This is a genomic window from Gordonia sp. NPDC003585 (assembly GCF_040610755.1).
In the GTDB taxonomy this organism is placed as follows: Bacteria; Actinomycetota; Actinomycetes; order Mycobacteriales; family Mycobacteriaceae; genus Gordonia.
This window is the reverse complement of record NZ_JBEXMX010000024.1, coordinates 47,197-63,605: the sequence shown is the minus strand read 5'-3', so window position 1 is coordinate 63,605 and position 16,409 is coordinate 47,197. Positions and strand designations below refer to the sequence as shown.

Below are 16,409 nucleotides of genomic sequence, written 5' to 3'. Positions count from 1 at the left end.
CAAGCGCAAGGCCAGTGCCGCAGGTGACGCGATCACCGCGGCGCTGCCCATCGGCGCCGCGGCAGGCGCCACCACCTGGGAGTCGTTGCGCGAACGCACGCAGGACGGTGCTGAGGTTCTCGGTGAGCGTTCGTCGGAAGCGGGCGAATACCTCAAAGAAGGGGCGCATCTGCTGTCGGAGCGGTCAGCGGAGGCCGCGGCGAAGTTCCGCGAACACGCACCCGAACTCGCCGAGACCGCGCGCGAACGGTCCGCAGAGTTCGCCGAGAAGGCATCGGGAGCCGCAGCTGAGGTGGCCGAGCTGATCCGTGACCGGGCACCCGAGGTCGCCGACGCCGCACGCGAGAAGTCGACCGGGTTCGCACGCTTCGCCCGCAAGCGCGTCCCCGAGATCGCCGACGCAGCACGTGGGCGTTCCGCGGAACTGGCCGAGGTGGCCAAGGGCCGGTCGGCCGAACTCGCCGACACCGCACGCGACAAGGCCCCGCAGATCGCCGAGACCGTCAAGTCGCGCAGTGCCGACCTGGCCGAGACCGCCCGCGACAAGGCGCCGCAACTCGCCGAGACTGCCAAGGCGCGTAGCGCGGACCTCGCCGACGCCGCACGCGAGCTCTCGACCGAGCTCGCCGAGTCGGCACGGGCATTTGCCGAGGCGGCGGGCGACACCGCAAGCCACACCGCCGACGAGGGCCGCCGCCGCTGGCGCAAGGCCCGCAGCTGAAGGCAGCGCACACCTGACGACGCCACCAAACAACCCGGACGCGGTGCACCCACCCCACCAATACCCGTGGGTGCCCGCGTCCGCTGTCGCTACCCCGCTGCACCGACCGTCTCGCGTCGGCGGAGTACTCGTGGTCGCCGTCGGCTCCAACGCATCGTCGAGTGTGATGAGGGTCAAACTAGGACACAGCGTCGAGCTATTCGCTCTCGAGGTGGGTAACCTCGCGGTCGGCCATTCGGCACATGTGTCGAGGCGCGGCTACGTTCCGGCCACCCCGATCACATCGCCCGGCGCGTCGCTGACCACGATGGCCGCTTGGCTGCACGCCGACGAACTGGCCACCCTGGACGAGACCGAACCCAACTACGATCGATTGACAGTGACCACGCACGACCACCCTTTGAACCCACCCGTCGCTGAGTCCTTCGCGCTCTACGTGTCCCGGCATGGCGCGCTCGGCGATCCGGCCGGCCGACCTCTGTCTTTCGGCACACAGCAGGACGTCTTCGACTGGCTTCACGGACGTCTGCACAGTCCCGTGCTGCGGGGCCGCGCGGAGCAGGTCTGCCGTCGGCTCGCCGAGCCCACGATCGCCGCCCGCGTCGCCGACGACATTCGGACCCACGGACTGGCTTTCCCCGCCTGGCCAACGACCGCCGCTGTCCCGCACGGAGGTGAAGCATGACGGCCGTGCCCCCGGACGCCGACCCCCGACTCGACGAGGAACAAGAACACCTCGACCGCGTCTACGGCCGATTGGACCGCATGCGGACCACCACGCGCAATCGCCTGTCGACCACGCTGAGCGAATCCGGCGGGACGCCGCAAGCCCGGTCCGAACGCGAGTCCTACGAACGCATGTACACCGAGGATCTCGCCAAATTCGATGCGGCCGAACATAATCTGTACTTCGGTCGGCTCGATCTCGACGATGGCGAGATTAGGCGCATCGGACGTATCGGGGTCCTCGACGACGGCGTCCGCGACAATGGCGACCGCGACGAGGAGGCAGCCGACTCCACTCTGCTGCTCGACTGGCGCGCGCCGCTCTCGCGACCCTTCTATCTCGCCACGCCTGCCGCTCCGGAGGACGTCGCGCGCCGCAGGCATGTCCGTACCCGGAGCCGAAAGGTACGCGGCGTCAGCGACGAACACCTCACCGGCGACCAGGCGAACTTCGACGATGTGGGCAACGGTGACGTGGTCAACGAGTCGGCGCTGGTCGCAGCGCTCAACGTGGCCCGCACCGGCGAGATGACCGACATCGTCGAGACGATCCAGCGCGAACAGGACCTCATCATCCGGTCCACGCACCGTGGCGTCACCGTCATCCAGGGCGGACCGGGCACGGGCAAGACTGCAGTGGCGCTGCATCGCGCGGCGTACCTGCTGTACACGCACCGAGAACTGTTGGCGCGCAGCGGAATCCTGATCGTCGGACCCAACGACGACTTCCTCACCTATATCGGGCAGGTCCTTCCGTCGCTGGGTGAATCGGGAGTGTTGCTCTCGACCGTCGGGAACCTCTTCCCCGGCGTTCATGCCGCAGCCACCGACACTCGAGAAGCCGCTGTGGTCAAGGGAAATCTGAGCATGGTGGACGTGCTCAAACGCGCGGTCCGCGCCCAGCAATCGCTGCCCGGCCGACCCATCGATGTCGATTTCGACGGCTATCAAGTGCAAATCGACTCGGCTCTGATCAAGAGCGCACGCGGCAAGGCGCGCAGCACCCGTCGTCCGCACAACCTCGCGCAGCGTGCGTTCCTCCGCGCGGCATTCGACGAACTCGCCGTCCGACATGCCAACACCATCGGTTCCAGCCTGCTCGACGGCTCACAACTGCTGAGCTCCACCGACATTGCCGACATCCGCGACGATATGAGCCGTGACCCGGACATCCGCGCCGAGCTTGCACGATTCTGGCCGGCCTTGACGCCGCAGGATCTACTGCGCGAGTTCCTCACCGACCCGGCAGCCATCCGCAAGGCGACCCCCGGCTGGTCGGCCGAGGACCGCTCAGCACTGGAGCGGCCAGTCGGCACACAGTCGTCCGACGGCGCCGACTTCTCCCCGGCCGACGTCCCGCTCCTCGATGAGCTCGCCGAACTGGTCGGCTACGGAACCGACGACGCAGAACGCGCCGAACGCCAACGCTGGCGTCGACAACTGGCCGAGGCGCAGGACGCCCTGGACATTCTGACCGGCTCCGCCCCACAGGACATCGAAGACGAACTCGACCCCGAGATCCTGATGGCCTACGACCTGATCGACGCCGAACAGCTGGCGGCCCGACAGACCGAGATACGACGCGCCACCACGGCTGAACGCGCCTACGAGGATCGCACCTGGACCTTCGGGCACGTCATCATCGACGAAGCGCAGGAGCTGTCGGCGATGGCGTGGCGAATGATCATGCGCCGCATACCGAATCGCTGGATGACGATCATCGGTGACACCGCGCAGACCAGCGACGAAGCGGGCACCCGATCCTGGCGGGAGGTCCTCCAACCGTATGTTGCCAATCGCTGGCAGCTCCGCGAGCTGACGGTCAACTACCGCACCCCCGACGAGATCATGCGCTACGCCATTCGCGTGCTCGATCGCATCGGCGGTTCGGAAACTGCGCCTACATCGCTGCGCAGCAACGGAATTGCACCCGTCGCTGTGCCAACCGACGACATCGGGGCGGCCGTCGTCGAAGTGTCGAAGGAACAGTACAGCGGGCTCACCGCCGTTCTCGTACCCGAATCCCTGGAAGCCACGGTCTCGTCGGCCCTCGCCGACGCCGGTCTCGACGACCCGCCGCGCGTGTTCACGGTCCGCACCGCCAAGGGACTCGAGTTCGACACCACCATCGTCGTCGAACCAGCCGCGATCATCGCCGAATCCGGGAACGACGTCCGGTACGGATACAGCGACCTCTACGTCGCCCTGACCCGCGCCACCCAGCGATTGATCGTCGTACACACCGAACCGCTCCCCGACGAACTCGCCGAGCTGCCGGTCGCGGACACGACAACCCCGAGCAACCGCTGACTACGTCCCCACCGCTCCCTGAGGTGCGAGGAGCCCTGGCGACGAGCCTCGAAGGGCCTGGCGAGGTTTCGTCACCAGGCCTTCGAGGCTCGTCGCTTGCGCTCCTCACACCTCAGGCAGCGGGGTGCATGCCCGGGTCTCGCTACGCATCAACCGCCCGCAACTGGGCCAACGCCTCCTCGAGTTCGACGACGTCTGCGTACTTCGCCCGTAGGTCAAGGAGATTCGCCTGATGGATGGCCGGTTCCCGGTCACCACACGCATCGGCGACGACAAGCGGGCGGAACCCGTGCTGCATCGCGTCGGTGGCACTGGCCCGCACGCACCCGCTGGTGCTCAGCCCGCAAATGTAGAGCGTGTCGATACCCGACGCAGTCAGCGACGCGGCCAACGATGTTCCGAAGAACGCACTCGCATACTGCTTGGTGACGACAATCTCACCGGATTCGGGCCGCGGATCGTCGACGAAGTCGGCCAGCGGCGACCCCTCCTCGAAAACCTTGAGCGACGGAATCTTTCGCATGAACAATCCGCCGTCGGCACCGCCACGCTGATAGACGACCCGGGTGAACACCACCGGCACCGCGCACGCCCGGGCCGTCGCCACCAGCTCCGCACACGCCGCGATCGCATCCTCGGCCGGAGCCCGAAGCGGCGATGAGTCGTCGAGGTACGCACGTGCGACGTCGATGACGAGAACCGCAGCGCTGCGCCCGGGGCCGAGATCGCCCGCGAATCCCGACTCCCGGTACGACGCGAGGATGTCGTTCACGCCCCGACGGCTTTGCGGACGTTCACGGGTGGGCGGGGTGGCTGCAAACCGGTCTCGGCCTCGCAGTTGGCCAAGATCTCCGCGATCTCCGGACCCTTGTCGAAGACCGCCAGTTCCCCTCGGCCCGAGCGGATCTCGTCACGCAGCGCGGTCGTGGCCACCGCGTCGAAAACACCGTCGTCACTGCACACGACCCCGTATCCCGCGCGCGCCCCGGCCGCGCTCACCAGTTTCCGGCTGACCTCCAGCGCGACGAGTTCGGCGTCACGCTCGAGCGGGTCGCCCCAGCCGCCGCCGCCCCAGGTGACGAAGTGCAGGACGTCGCCCCGACCGACCGGGACGTCGTGGATCTTGCTCGGCAGGACCTCGACCTCACCGGAGGCCCGCTGAATCCACTTCCGCCCGCGCGCACCGGGTTTGCCACCGTTGACACCCCACGGGTAGGTGAGCCAGCGGTCGTCGTGGATGGCGATGGTGCCGGGTTCCTCGAAGTGATACGCCACGTCGACACCGTTGCCGCCACGATGCAGACCCGCGCCGCCGGTGTCGCTGATGGTCTCCCAACGCTCAACTCGCAGTGGGTAGTACGACTCCAAGTACTCACACGGGATGTTGACGAAGGACGGCCACAACGAGTGCCCGTCCGGCCCGTCGCCCATCGGACGGCCCGGAATCCCACCAAATCCGATGGAGTACAACTGGAACCACTCGCCGTCGCGTGGCCCGCCGTCGTAGTGACCGGAGTACATGAAGTGCGGCGAGGATGAAAAGCCGGCCGCGTTGAGGATCTCCGGGTTGTTCTTGCCGAGCAATCCGCCGAAGAGGTCGAAGACACGACCGATGCCATGGTTGCGACCGTTGAGCGCGGCCGGGAACCGCGGTTTCCAGAACGAGTCCTCCGGTATCGTCACGTCGATCAGCGGATAGAAGCCGTCGTTCCAGAGGATCTGCGGATCGGCGACCGTGATCACGTAGATCCCGAAGAACATCCGGACCAGGTTCTCGTTGATGAAGTAGTTCACCGGCCCCACCGCCTACGGCGCTGCCTCCGAGAAATCGAGATGGATCTTCTCCCCGTTGCGGGTCAGCTTGATGGTGAGTTCGTATGGGCCGTAACCACATCCGTCGTCGCAGATGAAGTCGCTGAACTCGATGGTCTCGAAACCTCGGGTTGCACATAGCTGTTGGCCACCGTCGTCAAGGTGCGCTCGTACTCCCGCATCTCCGGCAGGACGTGGCTGGAGATCGACACCGGAATTCCCGGCAGTTCCTCGGCGGCCCAGGCCGCGACCTGACGCTCGTGCGCGTCGTTGGCGTACGAGTTGATCAGTGAGATGGTCACGGCCTCGATGTCGGCTTCGGCGAGACCACGGAGGGCCGACCGTGCCTGCTCTTCGTCGAGCGGCGTCACCTCGCTGCCGTCGGCCGCAATCCGACCGACAACCTCGATGGTGTGCTCGAGCTTCGCCAACGGCTCGGGCTTGGGCCAGATGATCCAACCTGCGAGACCCCCTGGCACAAAGGATCTCGCGATCTGCAGCACCTGCCGGAAGCCGTCGGTGGTCACCAATCCGACGCGCGCGCCACGACCCTGCAGGATGGCGTTGGTGGCCACGGTGGTCCCGTGCAGGACCTGGCCCACCGCAGCGAGCTCGATCCCCGCCTCCTCGCACACCTTGGTCACTCCGTTGAGTACTCCGACCGATTGGTCCGCCGGTGTCGACGGGGTTTTTGCGCGATAGGTGGTCCCGGTGGTCTCCTCGAGAAGCAAGACGTCGGTGAAGGTACCGCCGACGTCGACGCCGAGTCGGTAGCTCATGGTGATCTCCAAGCTGTTGGGGGGTTGTGTGTGACAGATGCTGTGCGGCAAGCATATTGGGGGTTAGATGATGCCGCGTTCGGTGAGGTCGGCGAGCGCCTGATCGTCGACGCCGAGTAGGTCGTGATAGATGTCTGCGTTGTGCTCACCCAGTTGGGGTCCGGCATGCCGAACCGATCCGGGTGTCTCGCTCAGTTTCGGGAAAACGCCGTGCATGGGGATCTCCCCAAAATCGGGGTGCGCCAACCGCACAATCGCGTCCCGTGCCGCAAAATGCGGATCGGCGAACATGTCCCGTGCCGTGTAGATGCGGCCGGCCGGCACACCTGCCTCGTGCAGGATCGCCAGGAGTTCCTCGGTTCCGTGATCGCGGGTCCAGTCGGCGATCACGTCGTCGAGTTCGACCATGTTCTCACCGCGCGACGCATGATCGCGGTAGCGCGGATTGGTGATCAGATCGTCGCGTCCCATCGCTGTCGCAAGTCGCGCGAAGACCGTGTCCTGATTCGCGGCGACCAGGATCATCTCGTCACCCTTCGTCGGGTACACGTTGCTCGGCGCGATGTTCGGCAGTACGGATCCGGTCCGTTCACGCTGGTAGCCGCCGATCTCCCATTCCGGCAAGAGCGACTCCATCATGCCCAGGACCGCCTCGTAGATCGCCGAATCCACGAGTTGTCCACGCCCGGACCGCTCGCGCTGATGGATGGCGGCCAGCACGCCGACGGTGGCGAAGACCGCCGCGAGTGAGTCGCCGATCGAGATCCCGCTGCGCGATGGCGGCATGCCGGCATCGCCTGTCACATAACGGATTCCGCCCATCGCCTCACCGATCGACCCGAAGCCGGCACGCGACGAGTAGGGGCCCGACTGTCCGTAGCCACTGACGCGCGCCATGATCAGGCCGGGGTTGTCCTTGCGGAGTTCATCGAAGCCGAGGCCCCAACGCTCGAGCGTGCCCGGCCGGAAGTTCTCGACAACGATGTCGGCCTCGGCGATGATGCGGCGGGCCAACTGCTGCCCCTCGGGGTCACGCAGATTGCAGGTGACCGACTTCTTGTTGCGCGCCACGACCGGCCACCACAGCGACCTTCCGTGCGGCTTCTCCCGTCCCCACTGACGCATCGGGTCCCCCGAACCCGGCGGTTCGAGCTTGATCACCTCGGCACCGAAGTCGCCGAGCAGCTGACCACAGAACGGGCCGGCAAGTAGCTGACCCATCTCGACCACCCGCAGATCCGACAGCGGACCCGACGTCGATCCGGCCGTCGCATCGACTGCGGTCGCAGCAGCAGCGTTCATCTGGCATTCCTCATTCCTGTTGTCCACCAACGCAGATCAGACAGCGGTGTCCGATCGGGCATCGGCGTGGTCGGCTGCCGCCTGGTCGGCGGCGTGCGCTTGCAATAGGACGTTCTCGGCCGCGCGCACATGCGCGCGCATGACCGCGTCGGCCCAAACGTCGTCGCGGGCCCGAAGTGCCGCCACGAGATCACGATGGTGGGCGTGACTGCGCGTGAGATCGGCCGGGGCGTAGCGGTGGAAGGTACGCATCACGAGCGGGAGGGAGATGACCGAAGCCAGCATCGACACCAGCCGCGGGCTCGCAGCGGCGGACCGGACGACGGCATGGAATTCGTCGTTGAGTTGTGCGAGCAGATCCAGATCGGCCTCGGGGAGGGTCGCCGCTTCCATCCGCGAGCACAAGGCATCCAGGCGATCGAGTTCATCGGGGCCGATGCGCCGCGCCGCCCGCGCGGCGGCCAACGCCTCGAGCGACATCCGCAGTTCGTAGATCTCCTCGAGGTCGGCCGCGGTCCACGTGCACACCCGGGCGCCCCGGTGCGGCAGCACCTCGACCAGCCCTTCCATCTCGAGCTGACGAAGCGCCTCCCGGACGGGGGTGCGGCTCGTGCTGGTCAATTCGGCGATCTCCACCTCGCCCAACCGCGAGCCCGGCGCATACGTGCCGTCGACGATGGCGTCCCGGATGTGGCCGTACACGCGGTCAACTGCCCTTGTCATCGGACTCCATTCGCCCCACTCCCTCACCATTGATTGTTCACAATCTAGCGGGCCATGACCGATATGTCCGCCGAATCGCGTTAAATTTCGATCAACCATCGGTTTATTGCATACAATCTCGGATAGTGCGAGGATGAGGCATGGCATCGGTACAGCTCGTCGAGGTCGGTCCGCGTGACGGACTGCAGAACGAACAGAAACTGCTCACGGTCGACGAGAAGGTCGAGTTGATCAACCGCGCGGTCGAGGCCGGCGTACGCCGCATCGAGGCCGTCAGCTTCGTCAATCCCAAGCGTGTACCGCAGATGGCCGGCGCCGAAGATGTGATGGCTGCCGTGCCCCGAGACCGGGCCGACGTTTCCTATATCGGACTTGTTCTCAATCGTCGCGGTCTGGACCGCGCGGTCGAGGCCGGGGTCGACGAGGTCAACGCGGTTGTGGTGTCCACCGAGGAGTTCAGCAGGCGAAATCAGGGATGCAGCGTCGCCGAAGGTATTTCAGCGGCAGCCGATGTGGTGCGCGATGCGCGCGCCGCGGGTCTGGCCACCACCGTGACCATCGCGACCGCGTTCGGATGCCCGTTCTCCGGGGAGGTCGATCCCACGTGGATCGGACAAATCGTGTCCGAACTGGTGGACGCCGGCGCCCCCGACGAGATCGCGCTGGCGGACACGATCGGAGTGGGCGTGCCCGCACAGGTTCGCGCACTTGCCAGGATCACCGCCGAACGGGCTCCTGGGATTCCACAGCGGTGGCACTTCCACAACACACGAAATACCGGCTACGCCAACGCCCTCACCGCATTGGAAACAGGTGCAACGGCCCTTGACGCCAGCATCGGCGGCTTCGGCGGCTGTCCGTTCGCTCCCGCGGCCACGGGCAACATCGCGTCCGAGGATCTGCTGTACGCCCTCGATCGGACGGATGTGTCCACGGGCGTCGACATGACGGGACTCGTCACGGCAGCCGAATGGCTCGGCAAGACGTTGGACAAGGCGGTCCCGGCGCTACTCGGTCGCGCCGGAGGATTTCCGACGCGACCGTGACGTGCAAATAGGTCAGTTCGTGGTGTGCACGATGAGGACGTCGCAAGCCGACTTGCGTGCCACATCGGCGGGCACCGAGCCCAACAGACGACCGGCGATGGAATTTAACCCGCGGTTTCCGACGACGAGAAGGTCCGCCTTCACATCGGTCACCAGCTGCAGCAGAGCATCCACGGGCGCGCCCTTGATCGGGCGCGCAACGATGTTCCCCGCACCGGCACCGGAGGCCCGTTCCTTGGCGGTCCGCAGGATCTCTTCGGTGGGTGCCGACCCGGTCACCTGGTACGCCTCGTCCTTGAGCACGTCGGCCGCCCCACCGGCGCTGCGATCATTGGGGAAATATGCGCATGCGATCACAAGCTGCGCCGCCTCACCGGCGATGGCGCCTGCACGTTCTACTGCTTTCATCGACGATTCGGAACCGTCCGTTCCAACGACGACGGTCTGGTATGCGCTCATTGCCAACCTCTCAGAAGAGATTCCCACCCCGCTGCCCTCCAGCGGGGCTCATGCCATCCCCATACTGTAGGGCCCCTGATCCGGCAGGGTAGTTTGCCCGCGCCGTGTTTGTCCCCGGTTCGTGGTGATCCGCACAAATAGCCGCCGCGGTGGCTTGCCCCCGACTCTCGGCTACTTGATTCCTGCGGCGTCCATTCCGCGGAGCTCCTTCTTGAGGTCGGCGATCTCGTCACGCAGGCGGCCGGCCAGCTCGAACTGCAGGTCGCGGGCCGCGTTCATCATCTGATCGGTGAGCTGCGACACCAGATCGGCGAGTTCGGCCCGCGGCATCGACGACACGTCCCGCTTCTCCAGCACGCCCGCGCTGCCGGCCTTGGACACCTCGCCCTGCGCGCGCCGGCCCCGGCTGGCGTTGCGCCCGGAACCGCCCACCGCAACGTCGTCGGCCTCGCGATACACCTGGTCGAGGATGTCGGCGATCTTCTTGCGCAACGGCTTCGGGTCGATTCCGTGTTCGGTGTTGTACGCGACCTGCTTCTCGCGCCGCCGTTCGGTCTCGTCGATCGCGTTGCGCATCGAGTCGGTGATCTTGTCGGCATACATGTGCACCTCGCCCGAGACGTTGCGCGCCGCGCGTCCGATCGTCTGGATCAGCGAGGTGGTGCTGCGCAGAAATCCTTCCTTGTCGGCATCGAGGATCGCGACCAGCGATACCTCGGGCAGGTCGAGTCCCTCGCGGAGCAGATTGATGCCGACCAGCACGTCGTAGTCGCCGGATCGCAGCTGCCTCAGCAACTCCACGCGTCGCAGGGTGTCGACCTCGGAATGCAGGTATCGCACCCGGATGCCGAGTTCCAGCAGGTAGTCGGTGAGATCCTCGGCCATTTTCTTTGTCAGCGTCGTGACCAGGACCCGCTCGTCGCGCTCGGTCCGCTCCCGGATCTCGTGCACGAGATCATCGATCTGCCCCTTGGTCGGTTTGACCACGACCTCCGGGTCGACGAGTCCGGTCGGCCGGATCACCTGCTCGACGAACTCACCGTTCGCCTGTCCCAATTCGTAGGGACCGGGGGTTGCCGAGAGGTAGACGGTCTGCCCGATCCGGTCGACGAACTCGTCCCAGGTCAGCGGACGATTGTCCACCGCCGACGGCAATCGGAATCCGTACTCCACCAGGTTGCGTTTGCGGGACATGTCGCCCTCGTACATGCCGCCGATCTGCGGAACGGTGACGTGGGACTCGTCGATGACGAGCAGGAAGTCGTCAGGGAAATAGTCGATGAGGGTCGCCGGGGCACTGCCCGCCGCGCGGCCGTCGATGTGGCGCGAATAGTTCTCGATACCCGAACAGAATCCGACCTGCCGCATCATCTCCAGGTCGTAAGTGGTGCGCATCCGGAGTCGTTGGGCCTCCAGCAGCTTGCCCTTGCCCTCCAGGTCGGCCAGCCGTTGCTCGAGTTCCTCCTCGATACCCTTCATCGCGCGTTCCATCCGCTCCGGACCGGCCACGTAGTGTGTCGCCGGGAAGATTCGGAGCGAATCGACTTGTCGAACAACATCTCCGGTCAGCGGGTGAAGGTAGTACAGCGCCTCCACCTCGTCGCCGAAGAACTCGATGCGCACCGCGAGCTCCTCGTAGGACGGGATGATCTCGACCGTATCGCCCCGAACCCGGAAGCCACCGCGAGTGAACGACTGGTCGTTGCGGGTGTACTGCACGTCTACGAGGAGGCGCAGCAGTGCGTCACGGTCGATCTCCTGCCCGACCTCGACCTCCACGGAGCGGTCCAAGTAGGACTGCGGGGTGCCGAGGCCGTAGATGCACGACACCGACGCCACAACCACCACGTCACGCCGCGACAGCAGACTCGACGTCGCAGAGTGCCGCAGCCGCTCGACGTCGTCGTTGATCGACGAGTCCTTCTCGATGTAGGTGTCGGTCTGGGCGATGTACGCCTCGGGTTGGTAGTAGTCGTAGTACGAGACGAAGTACTCGACCGCATTGTTGGGCAGCATCTCGCGCAGCTCGTTGGCGAGCTGAGCGGCGAGCGTCTTGTTCGGCGCCATCACCAGCGTCGGTCGTTGGACGCGCTCGATGAGCCAGGCGGTGGTCGCGGACTTGCCTGTGCCGGTGGCGCCGAGCAGCACGATGTCCTTCTCACCCGCGGCGATCCGCTTCTCGAGATCATCGATCGCCTCTGGCTGGTCGCCGGCTGGTTCGTACTCGCTGACCACCTCGAAGTCTCCACCGGCGCGCACGACCTCGCCGACCGGGCGGAACTCGGAGTGGGCAAGAACAGGGTGTTCAGCAGCAAAAGCCATAGTGCCAGGGTAAACGCGGCCTATGACAGGAATGTTCCGGCGCAGGTGCGCCGAGGCGCCATTAGGCTGACGACATGGCCGAGTCCCCGCACCCGCCCAAGCGTGAGGTGTTCGACGTGCCCGCGATGACCAACACCGACAACAAGGGATTCGTCCGGCCTGTGCTGGACTATCGGATCACCGGCTTCGGGCTGTACATGTCGCGGACCGCCGACCATCCCCGGTTCGAGCATCTCGAGACCTGGTTACTCCCCACACTTGGCCTGCGCGCCAACATTTTCCACTTCCGGGACGGGTACCGCGACGGCCAGCGCCTGTACCTGGACGTCGGGCAGTTCTCGGGGCCCGACGCGGACGGGCGCTGGCACGCCGCCGACTGGTACCTCGACCTCGTCGACGTTCCGGGAACTCCACTGCAGTTGCTCGACGTCGACGAGCTGTTCGAAGCACACGCCGCCGGCCTGCTCGAACTCGCCGACTGCGACCACGCCGTCGCCATCGCGGCCCGAACCCTGGTGGGCGCCGCCGAGAACGCACATGACGTGCAACTGTGGCTCGACGAGTCCGTCGGCGACCGTCTGACGTGGCTGGACCGGCCATGACTGAAACCGCACTGAGCCGTGTCGGCCAGACCTCGGTCCTGAACGTACCGTCCGAGACCGCGTGGGAACGCGTCGCGAGCATGGACGGGATCAACGCCGAACTGATGCCATACATGAAGATGGTGTTGCCTCGACGGCACCGCGGAAAGACCATCGCCGACATCGAGATCGGTGAACCTGTCGGCAAGGTGTGGCTACTCTACGGCGGCGTCCTCCCGCTCGACTACGACGATCTGAGGATCGTCGAGCTGACCCCGGGCGTCGGGTTCCGCGAAGAGTCGTCGATGGTGACGATGAAGACATGGACCCACACTCGCCGGTTGACGGCCCTCGATGACAGCCGCACCGAGGTCAGCGACGTGCTCGAGTTCCGGCCACGGCTACTTCTGCGTCCGCTGACACCATATCTCGTCTGGTTCGTCGGCCACCTCTTCCGTCACCGACATCGACGCCTCGCCGCGCATTTCGCGTGAACGCCATAGTTACGTCAAGGAATCAGGACCGCGCACTGCCCTCGGCCGAAGAACGGCGGGAACTGCACCCCGATGCCGGCCTGTGCGGTCAGCGACCTCGTCGAGTTCCCCTGCGTTGCCTTGATGACGTAGACACCGGGCGCCGATGGCATCCACGACGCGGCAACCACAGGCCGGGTCGGCTTCTTGCTCACCAGCGTGACCGTCGGGCCACCGCCGAGCCGTCGGCTCGTGATGGTCACCCGCTCCGCGTTGGGCGAGTAGTCGCTGACCATCGCCGCCACCTTGTAAGTGCATCCCGCCCCGTAGCGGCTGGCGACCGAACCGTAGCCCGCATGCGTTCCGATCGCGACTCCCTCGACCGCGGCCCCGGCCTCCGGGGCAGGCGCCAGGCCCGCCACACTTGCCGCCGACATCGCCAGCCCAACCCCGACAACCGCTGCACCAACACGAAACTTGTTCACCGACATAGCTTTTCCCGACTCTCCCCGACCAGTCCCCAGGTCATATATGAAACATTTCTGGCTCAGGGTAGCAATCTACGACGGCTCCGGACGCAAGAATCGAGGAACCTATTGGACGGGGGAAGAAGTCACGAGCTTCGGATCAGGTCGGCGCAACCACCGCGACCGTCGCAGGCTTGCCGGGATCGCAGGATCGATGGCGACCAGGCGCCACCGGAGCAAACCCGCCATCGGCGAGCGCATCGCCCAGTTCGGCGGCCGCATCGTCGCTCCGTGCGGTCACCATCAGCTCGATCGACGGTTCGCTCGCGGTGACCTCGACCGCGGTCGCGTTCGCGCCGACGATCGCCCAGAGTCGGTTGGTGAGACGGCCGGGCAACGCACCCGGGTCCGGGTCGGCCGCCACGAGAGCCTCGATCGGCTCCGCAGGCCGACGCGCACGCACATTCGCCTCGAACGGCACCAGCCGTTCGTCCCACAGCGCCGCAGCAGCTGCGGCCAGGTCCTCGGGCGTACTGGAATTGTCCAGCCAGGCGTCGGCCACCGCGCGCCGCTGCTCATCGGTGGCCTGAGCAGCGATCCGAGCCCGGGCATCGGCCTCATCCACACCGCGCATGGTGGTCAGACGATGCAGACGAAGCTGTTCATCGGCGTGCACGATGACGACGAGATGGAAGAACGGTGCCGTGTGGTTCTCCACGAGCAGCGGAATATCCTGCACCACAATCGCATCCGGCGGCGCCGCGTCGAGCAGCGCCTGAGTCCGTGCGCCGATCAACGGATGGGTGATGCCGTTGAGTTTGGCACGCTGCTCGTCGTCGACGAAGGCTTTGGCGGCCAGCGCCGGCCGATCGAGGCTGCCGTCGGCGGTGAGGATGTCGTCGCCGAAGGCCGTCACGAGCGAGGCGAGCCCCTCCGATCCGGGTGCCACCACCTCACGGGCGATCTTGTCGGCGTCGATGATGTACGCGCCCCGGTCGACGAAGGTCTTGGCCACTGTCGATTTGCCGGCTCCGATGCCGCCGGTCAGCCCCAGCCTGATCACCCCATCAGTTTCGCAAACCGACACAGACGACAACGAGGCCCCCTCCCGAATCGGGAGGGGGCCTCGTCAGTCAGTGACTACGGAGCGATCAGGCGTTGCCCGACAGCTTCTCGCGCAGTGCTGCGAGCTGCTCGTCGCTGGCCAGCGAACCGCCGGTCGACGCGGGAGCGCTGCTCGCGGTGCGGCTCTCGGATGCCGACGAGTAGTCCGACGGGGCGTTGGCGGCCTCGGCGGCAGCAGCGGCGAACTTCTCCATCTGAGCGGTGTGCATCTTGTGGCGACGCTCGGCCTCGGCGTACCGGGCCTCCCATGCCTCACGCTGCTTCTCGAAGCCTTCGAGCCATTCGTTGGTGTCGGCGTCGAAGCCCTCGGGGAAGATGTAGTTGCCCTGCTCGTCGTAGCTGTCGGCCATGCCGTACTTCGACGGGTCGAACTCCTCGGTGTAATCCTCGTTGGCCTGCTTGAGGCTCAGCGAGATCCGACGACGCTCCAGGTCGATGTCGATGACCTTGACCATCGCGTCGTCACCGACGGCGACAACCTGATCCGGCACCTCGACGTGACGCTCGGCCAGCTCGGAGATGTGCACCAGGCCCTCGATGCCCTCGTCGACGCGGACGAACGCACCGAACGGCACCAGCTTGGTGACCTTGCCCGGCACGATCTGACCGATCGCGTGGGTGCGGGCGAACTGACGCCACGGATCTTCCTGAGTTGCCTTGAGCGACAGCGAAACACGCTCGCGGTCCAGATCGACGTCGAGAACCTCGACGGTGACCTCGTCACCAACGGTGACAACCTCGGACGGATGATCGATGTGCTTCCAGGACAGCTCGGAGACGTGCACCAGACCGTCGACGCCGCCGAGGTCGACGAACGCGCCGAAGTTGACGATCGAGGACACGACGCCCTTGCGGACCTGGCCCTTCTGCAGCTGGTGCAGGAATTCGCTGCGGACCTCGGACTGGGTCTGCTCCAGCCAGGCACGACGCGACAGCACCACGTTGTTGCGGTTCTTGTCGAGCTCGATGATCTTGGCCTCGATCTCCTTGCCGATGTACGGCTGCAGATCGCGAACGCGACGCATCTCCACCAGCGACGCCGGGAGGAAGCCACGCAGGCCGATGTCGAGGATCAGGCCGCCCTTGACGACCTCGATGACGGTGCCCTTGACGGCCTCGTCCTTCTCCTTGAGCTCCTCGATGGTGCCCCACGCACGCTCGTACTGAGCGCGCTTCTTGGACAGGATCAGGCGGCCTTCCTTGTCCTCCTTGGTGAGGACCAGGGCCTCGACCTCGTCACCGACGTTGACGACCTCATTGGGGTCGACGTCGTGCTTGATCGAGAGTTCACGGGAAGGGATGACGCCTTCGGTCTTGTAACCGATGTCGAGCAGAACCTCGTCCCGATCGACCTTGACGATGGTGCCTTCCACGATGTCGCCATCGTTGAAGTACTTGATCGTGGAGTCGATGGCGGCGAGAAAGTCCTCGGCCGAGCCGATATCGTTGACGGCTACTTGCGGCGAGGTGATCGTGGGGGACGACATATGTTGAGTTGCTCCGGACAGGTGTGTAGTAGGTACAGTTCCGCTTGTCGGGCCCGCTGACACTGAGTCGACTGAC

At 65.8% G+C, this 16,409-nt stretch carries 15 protein-coding genes and 1 pseudogene; 6 read left to right on the top strand and 10 right to left on the bottom strand.

Annotated features, from left to right (window positions below; translation table 11 throughout):
• The 3 genes and pseudogenes from ABZW74_RS08990 to ABZW74_RS08980 all read left to right on the top strand — a co-directional run.
• Positions 1-721: pseudogene (locus ABZW74_RS08990) on the top strand (DoxX family protein); the annotation flags it as partial.
• 166 nt (positions 722-887) lie between these two features.
• Complete coding sequence (locus ABZW74_RS08985; protein WP_355275701.1) at positions 888-1,406, top strand: hypothetical protein; 519 nt, start codon at positions 888-890, stop codon at positions 1,404-1,406.
• Entirely contained in the window at positions 1,403-3,757 is a 2,355-nt protein-coding gene (locus ABZW74_RS08980) for a helicase (protein WP_355275699.1), read from the top strand. The genes ABZW74_RS08985 and ABZW74_RS08980 overlap by 4 nt, the downstream gene beginning before the upstream one ends.
• A 142-nt stretch (positions 3,758-3,899) precedes the next feature.
• Here ABZW74_RS08980 and ABZW74_RS08975 read toward each other — a convergent pair whose 3' ends face one another.
• From ABZW74_RS08975 to ABZW74_RS08955, 5 genes are all read right to left on the bottom strand, one after another.
• On the bottom strand, positions 3,900-4,529 hold the full coding sequence (locus tag ABZW74_RS08975) for an isochorismatase family protein (protein ID WP_240855643.1): 630 nt from the start codon (positions 4,527-4,529) through the stop codon (positions 3,900-3,902).
• A complete protein-coding gene (locus ABZW74_RS08970) occupies positions 4,526-5,551 on the bottom strand; it encodes a hydantoinase B/oxoprolinase family protein (protein WP_355275696.1) in 1,026 nt (341 codons plus the stop codon). Before ABZW74_RS08970 ends, ABZW74_RS08975 begins: the two co-directional genes overlap by 4 nt.
• A 62-nt stretch (positions 5,552-5,613) precedes the next feature.
• A complete protein-coding gene (locus ABZW74_RS08965) occupies positions 5,614-6,348 on the bottom strand; it encodes a hydantoinase/oxoprolinase N-terminal domain-containing protein (protein ID WP_355275694.1) in 735 nt (244 codons plus the stop codon).
• Positions 6,349-6,411: 63 nt separating this feature from the next.
• A complete protein-coding gene (locus ABZW74_RS08960; protein WP_355275692.1) occupies positions 6,412-7,650 on the bottom strand; it encodes a CoA transferase in 1,239 nt (412 codons plus the stop codon).
• A gap of 36 nt (positions 7,651-7,686) precedes the next feature.
• Entirely contained in the window at positions 7,687-8,373 is a 687-nt protein-coding gene (locus ABZW74_RS08955) for a GntR family transcriptional regulator (protein ID WP_355275690.1), read from the bottom strand.
• Positions 8,374-8,513: 140 nt separating this feature from the next.
• Between ABZW74_RS08955 and ABZW74_RS08950 the strand changes: the two genes are divergently transcribed.
• The gene (locus ABZW74_RS08950; RefSeq protein WP_355275688.1) at positions 8,514-9,419 is read left to right on the top strand and encodes a hydroxymethylglutaryl-CoA lyase; all 906 of its coding nucleotides are present in this window, start codon (positions 8,514-8,516) and stop codon (positions 9,417-9,419) included.
• Positions 9,420-9,431: 12 nt separating this feature from the next.
• Here ABZW74_RS08950 and ABZW74_RS08945 read toward each other — a convergent pair whose 3' ends face one another.
• Both ABZW74_RS08945 and uvrB read right to left on the bottom strand, forming a co-directional pair.
• Complete coding sequence (locus tag ABZW74_RS08945; protein ID WP_355275686.1) at positions 9,432-9,878, bottom strand: universal stress protein; 447 nt, start codon at positions 9,876-9,878, stop codon at positions 9,432-9,434.
• A 171-nt stretch (positions 9,879-10,049) separates the two neighbouring features.
• A complete protein-coding gene (gene uvrB / locus ABZW74_RS08940) occupies positions 10,050-12,200 on the bottom strand; it encodes an excinuclease ABC subunit UvrB (protein WP_240855653.1) in 2,151 nt (716 codons plus the stop codon).
• Between the two features lie 74 nt (positions 12,201-12,274).
• Between uvrB and ABZW74_RS08935 the strand changes: the two genes are divergently transcribed.
• Positions 12,275-12,802: a DUF402 domain-containing protein gene (locus ABZW74_RS08935; protein WP_355275684.1), complete on the top strand. Its 528-nt coding sequence runs from the start codon at positions 12,275-12,277 to the stop codon at positions 12,800-12,802.
• Positions 12,799-13,275 carry a hypothetical protein gene (locus tag ABZW74_RS08930; RefSeq protein ID WP_355275682.1) on the top strand — a complete coding sequence of 159 codons (477 nt, stop codon included), beginning with the start codon at positions 12,799-12,801 and terminating at the stop codon, positions 13,273-13,275. The genes ABZW74_RS08935 and ABZW74_RS08930 overlap by 4 nt, the downstream gene beginning before the upstream one ends.
• Before the next feature lie 14 nt (positions 13,276-13,289).
• On the opposite strand, the gene ABZW74_RS08925 is transcribed toward ABZW74_RS08930, so the two are convergent.
• From ABZW74_RS08925 to rpsA, 3 genes are all read right to left on the bottom strand, one after another.
• Positions 13,290-13,739, bottom strand: a complete 450-nt coding sequence (locus tag ABZW74_RS08925; protein ID WP_240855658.1) for a hypothetical protein — start codon at positions 13,737-13,739, stop codon at positions 13,290-13,292.
• Positions 13,740-13,881: 142 nt separating this feature from the next.
• Positions 13,882-14,784, bottom strand: coding sequence for a dephospho-CoA kinase (gene coaE, locus ABZW74_RS08920; protein ID WP_355275680.1), 903 nt, complete (start codon positions 14,782-14,784; stop codon positions 13,882-13,884).
• Between the two features lie 88 nt (positions 14,785-14,872).
• Positions 14,873-16,333 (bottom strand): 30S ribosomal protein S1, encoded by a 1,461-nt coding sequence (rpsA, locus tag ABZW74_RS08915; protein WP_240855666.1) that lies wholly within the window; start codon positions 16,331-16,333, stop codon positions 14,873-14,875.
• Positions 16,334-16,409 lie beyond the last annotated feature (76 nt).

Coding starts and splice junctions, on each gene's coding strand:
- uvrB (WP_240855653.1), bottom strand. CDS start 12,200: ATGGCTTTTGCTGCTGAACACCCTGTTCTTGCCCACTCCGAGTTCCGC.
- ABZW74_RS08960 (WP_355275692.1), bottom strand. CDS start 7,650: ATGAACGCTGCTGCTGCGACCGCAGTCGATGCGACGGCCGGATCGACG.
- ABZW74_RS08955 (WP_355275690.1), bottom strand. CDS start 8,373: ATGACAAGGGCAGTTGACCGCGTGTACGGCCACATCCGGGACGCCATC.
- ABZW74_RS08965 (WP_355275694.1), bottom strand. CDS start 6,348: ATGAGCTACCGACTCGGCGTCGACGTCGGCGGTACCTTCACCGACGTC.
- ABZW74_RS08950 (WP_355275688.1), top strand. CDS start 8,514: ATGGCATCGGTACAGCTCGTCGAGGTCGGTCCGCGTGACGGACTGCAG.
- ABZW74_RS08980 (WP_355275699.1), top strand. CDS start 1,403: ATGACGGCCGTGCCCCCGGACGCCGACCCCCGACTCGACGAGGAACAA.
- ABZW74_RS08935 (WP_355275684.1), top strand. CDS start 12,275: ATGGCCGAGTCCCCGCACCCGCCCAAGCGTGAGGTGTTCGACGTGCCC.
- ABZW74_RS08945 (WP_355275686.1), bottom strand. CDS start 9,878: ATGAGCGCATACCAGACCGTCGTCGTTGGAACGGACGGTTCCGAATCG.
- rpsA (WP_240855666.1), bottom strand. CDS start 16,333: ATGTCGTCCCCCACGATCACCTCGCCGCAAGTAGCCGTCAACGATATC.
- ABZW74_RS08985 (WP_355275701.1), top strand. CDS start 888: ATGAGGGTCAAACTAGGACACAGCGTCGAGCTATTCGCTCTCGAGGTG.
- ABZW74_RS08930 (WP_355275682.1), top strand. CDS start 12,799: ATGACTGAAACCGCACTGAGCCGTGTCGGCCAGACCTCGGTCCTGAAC.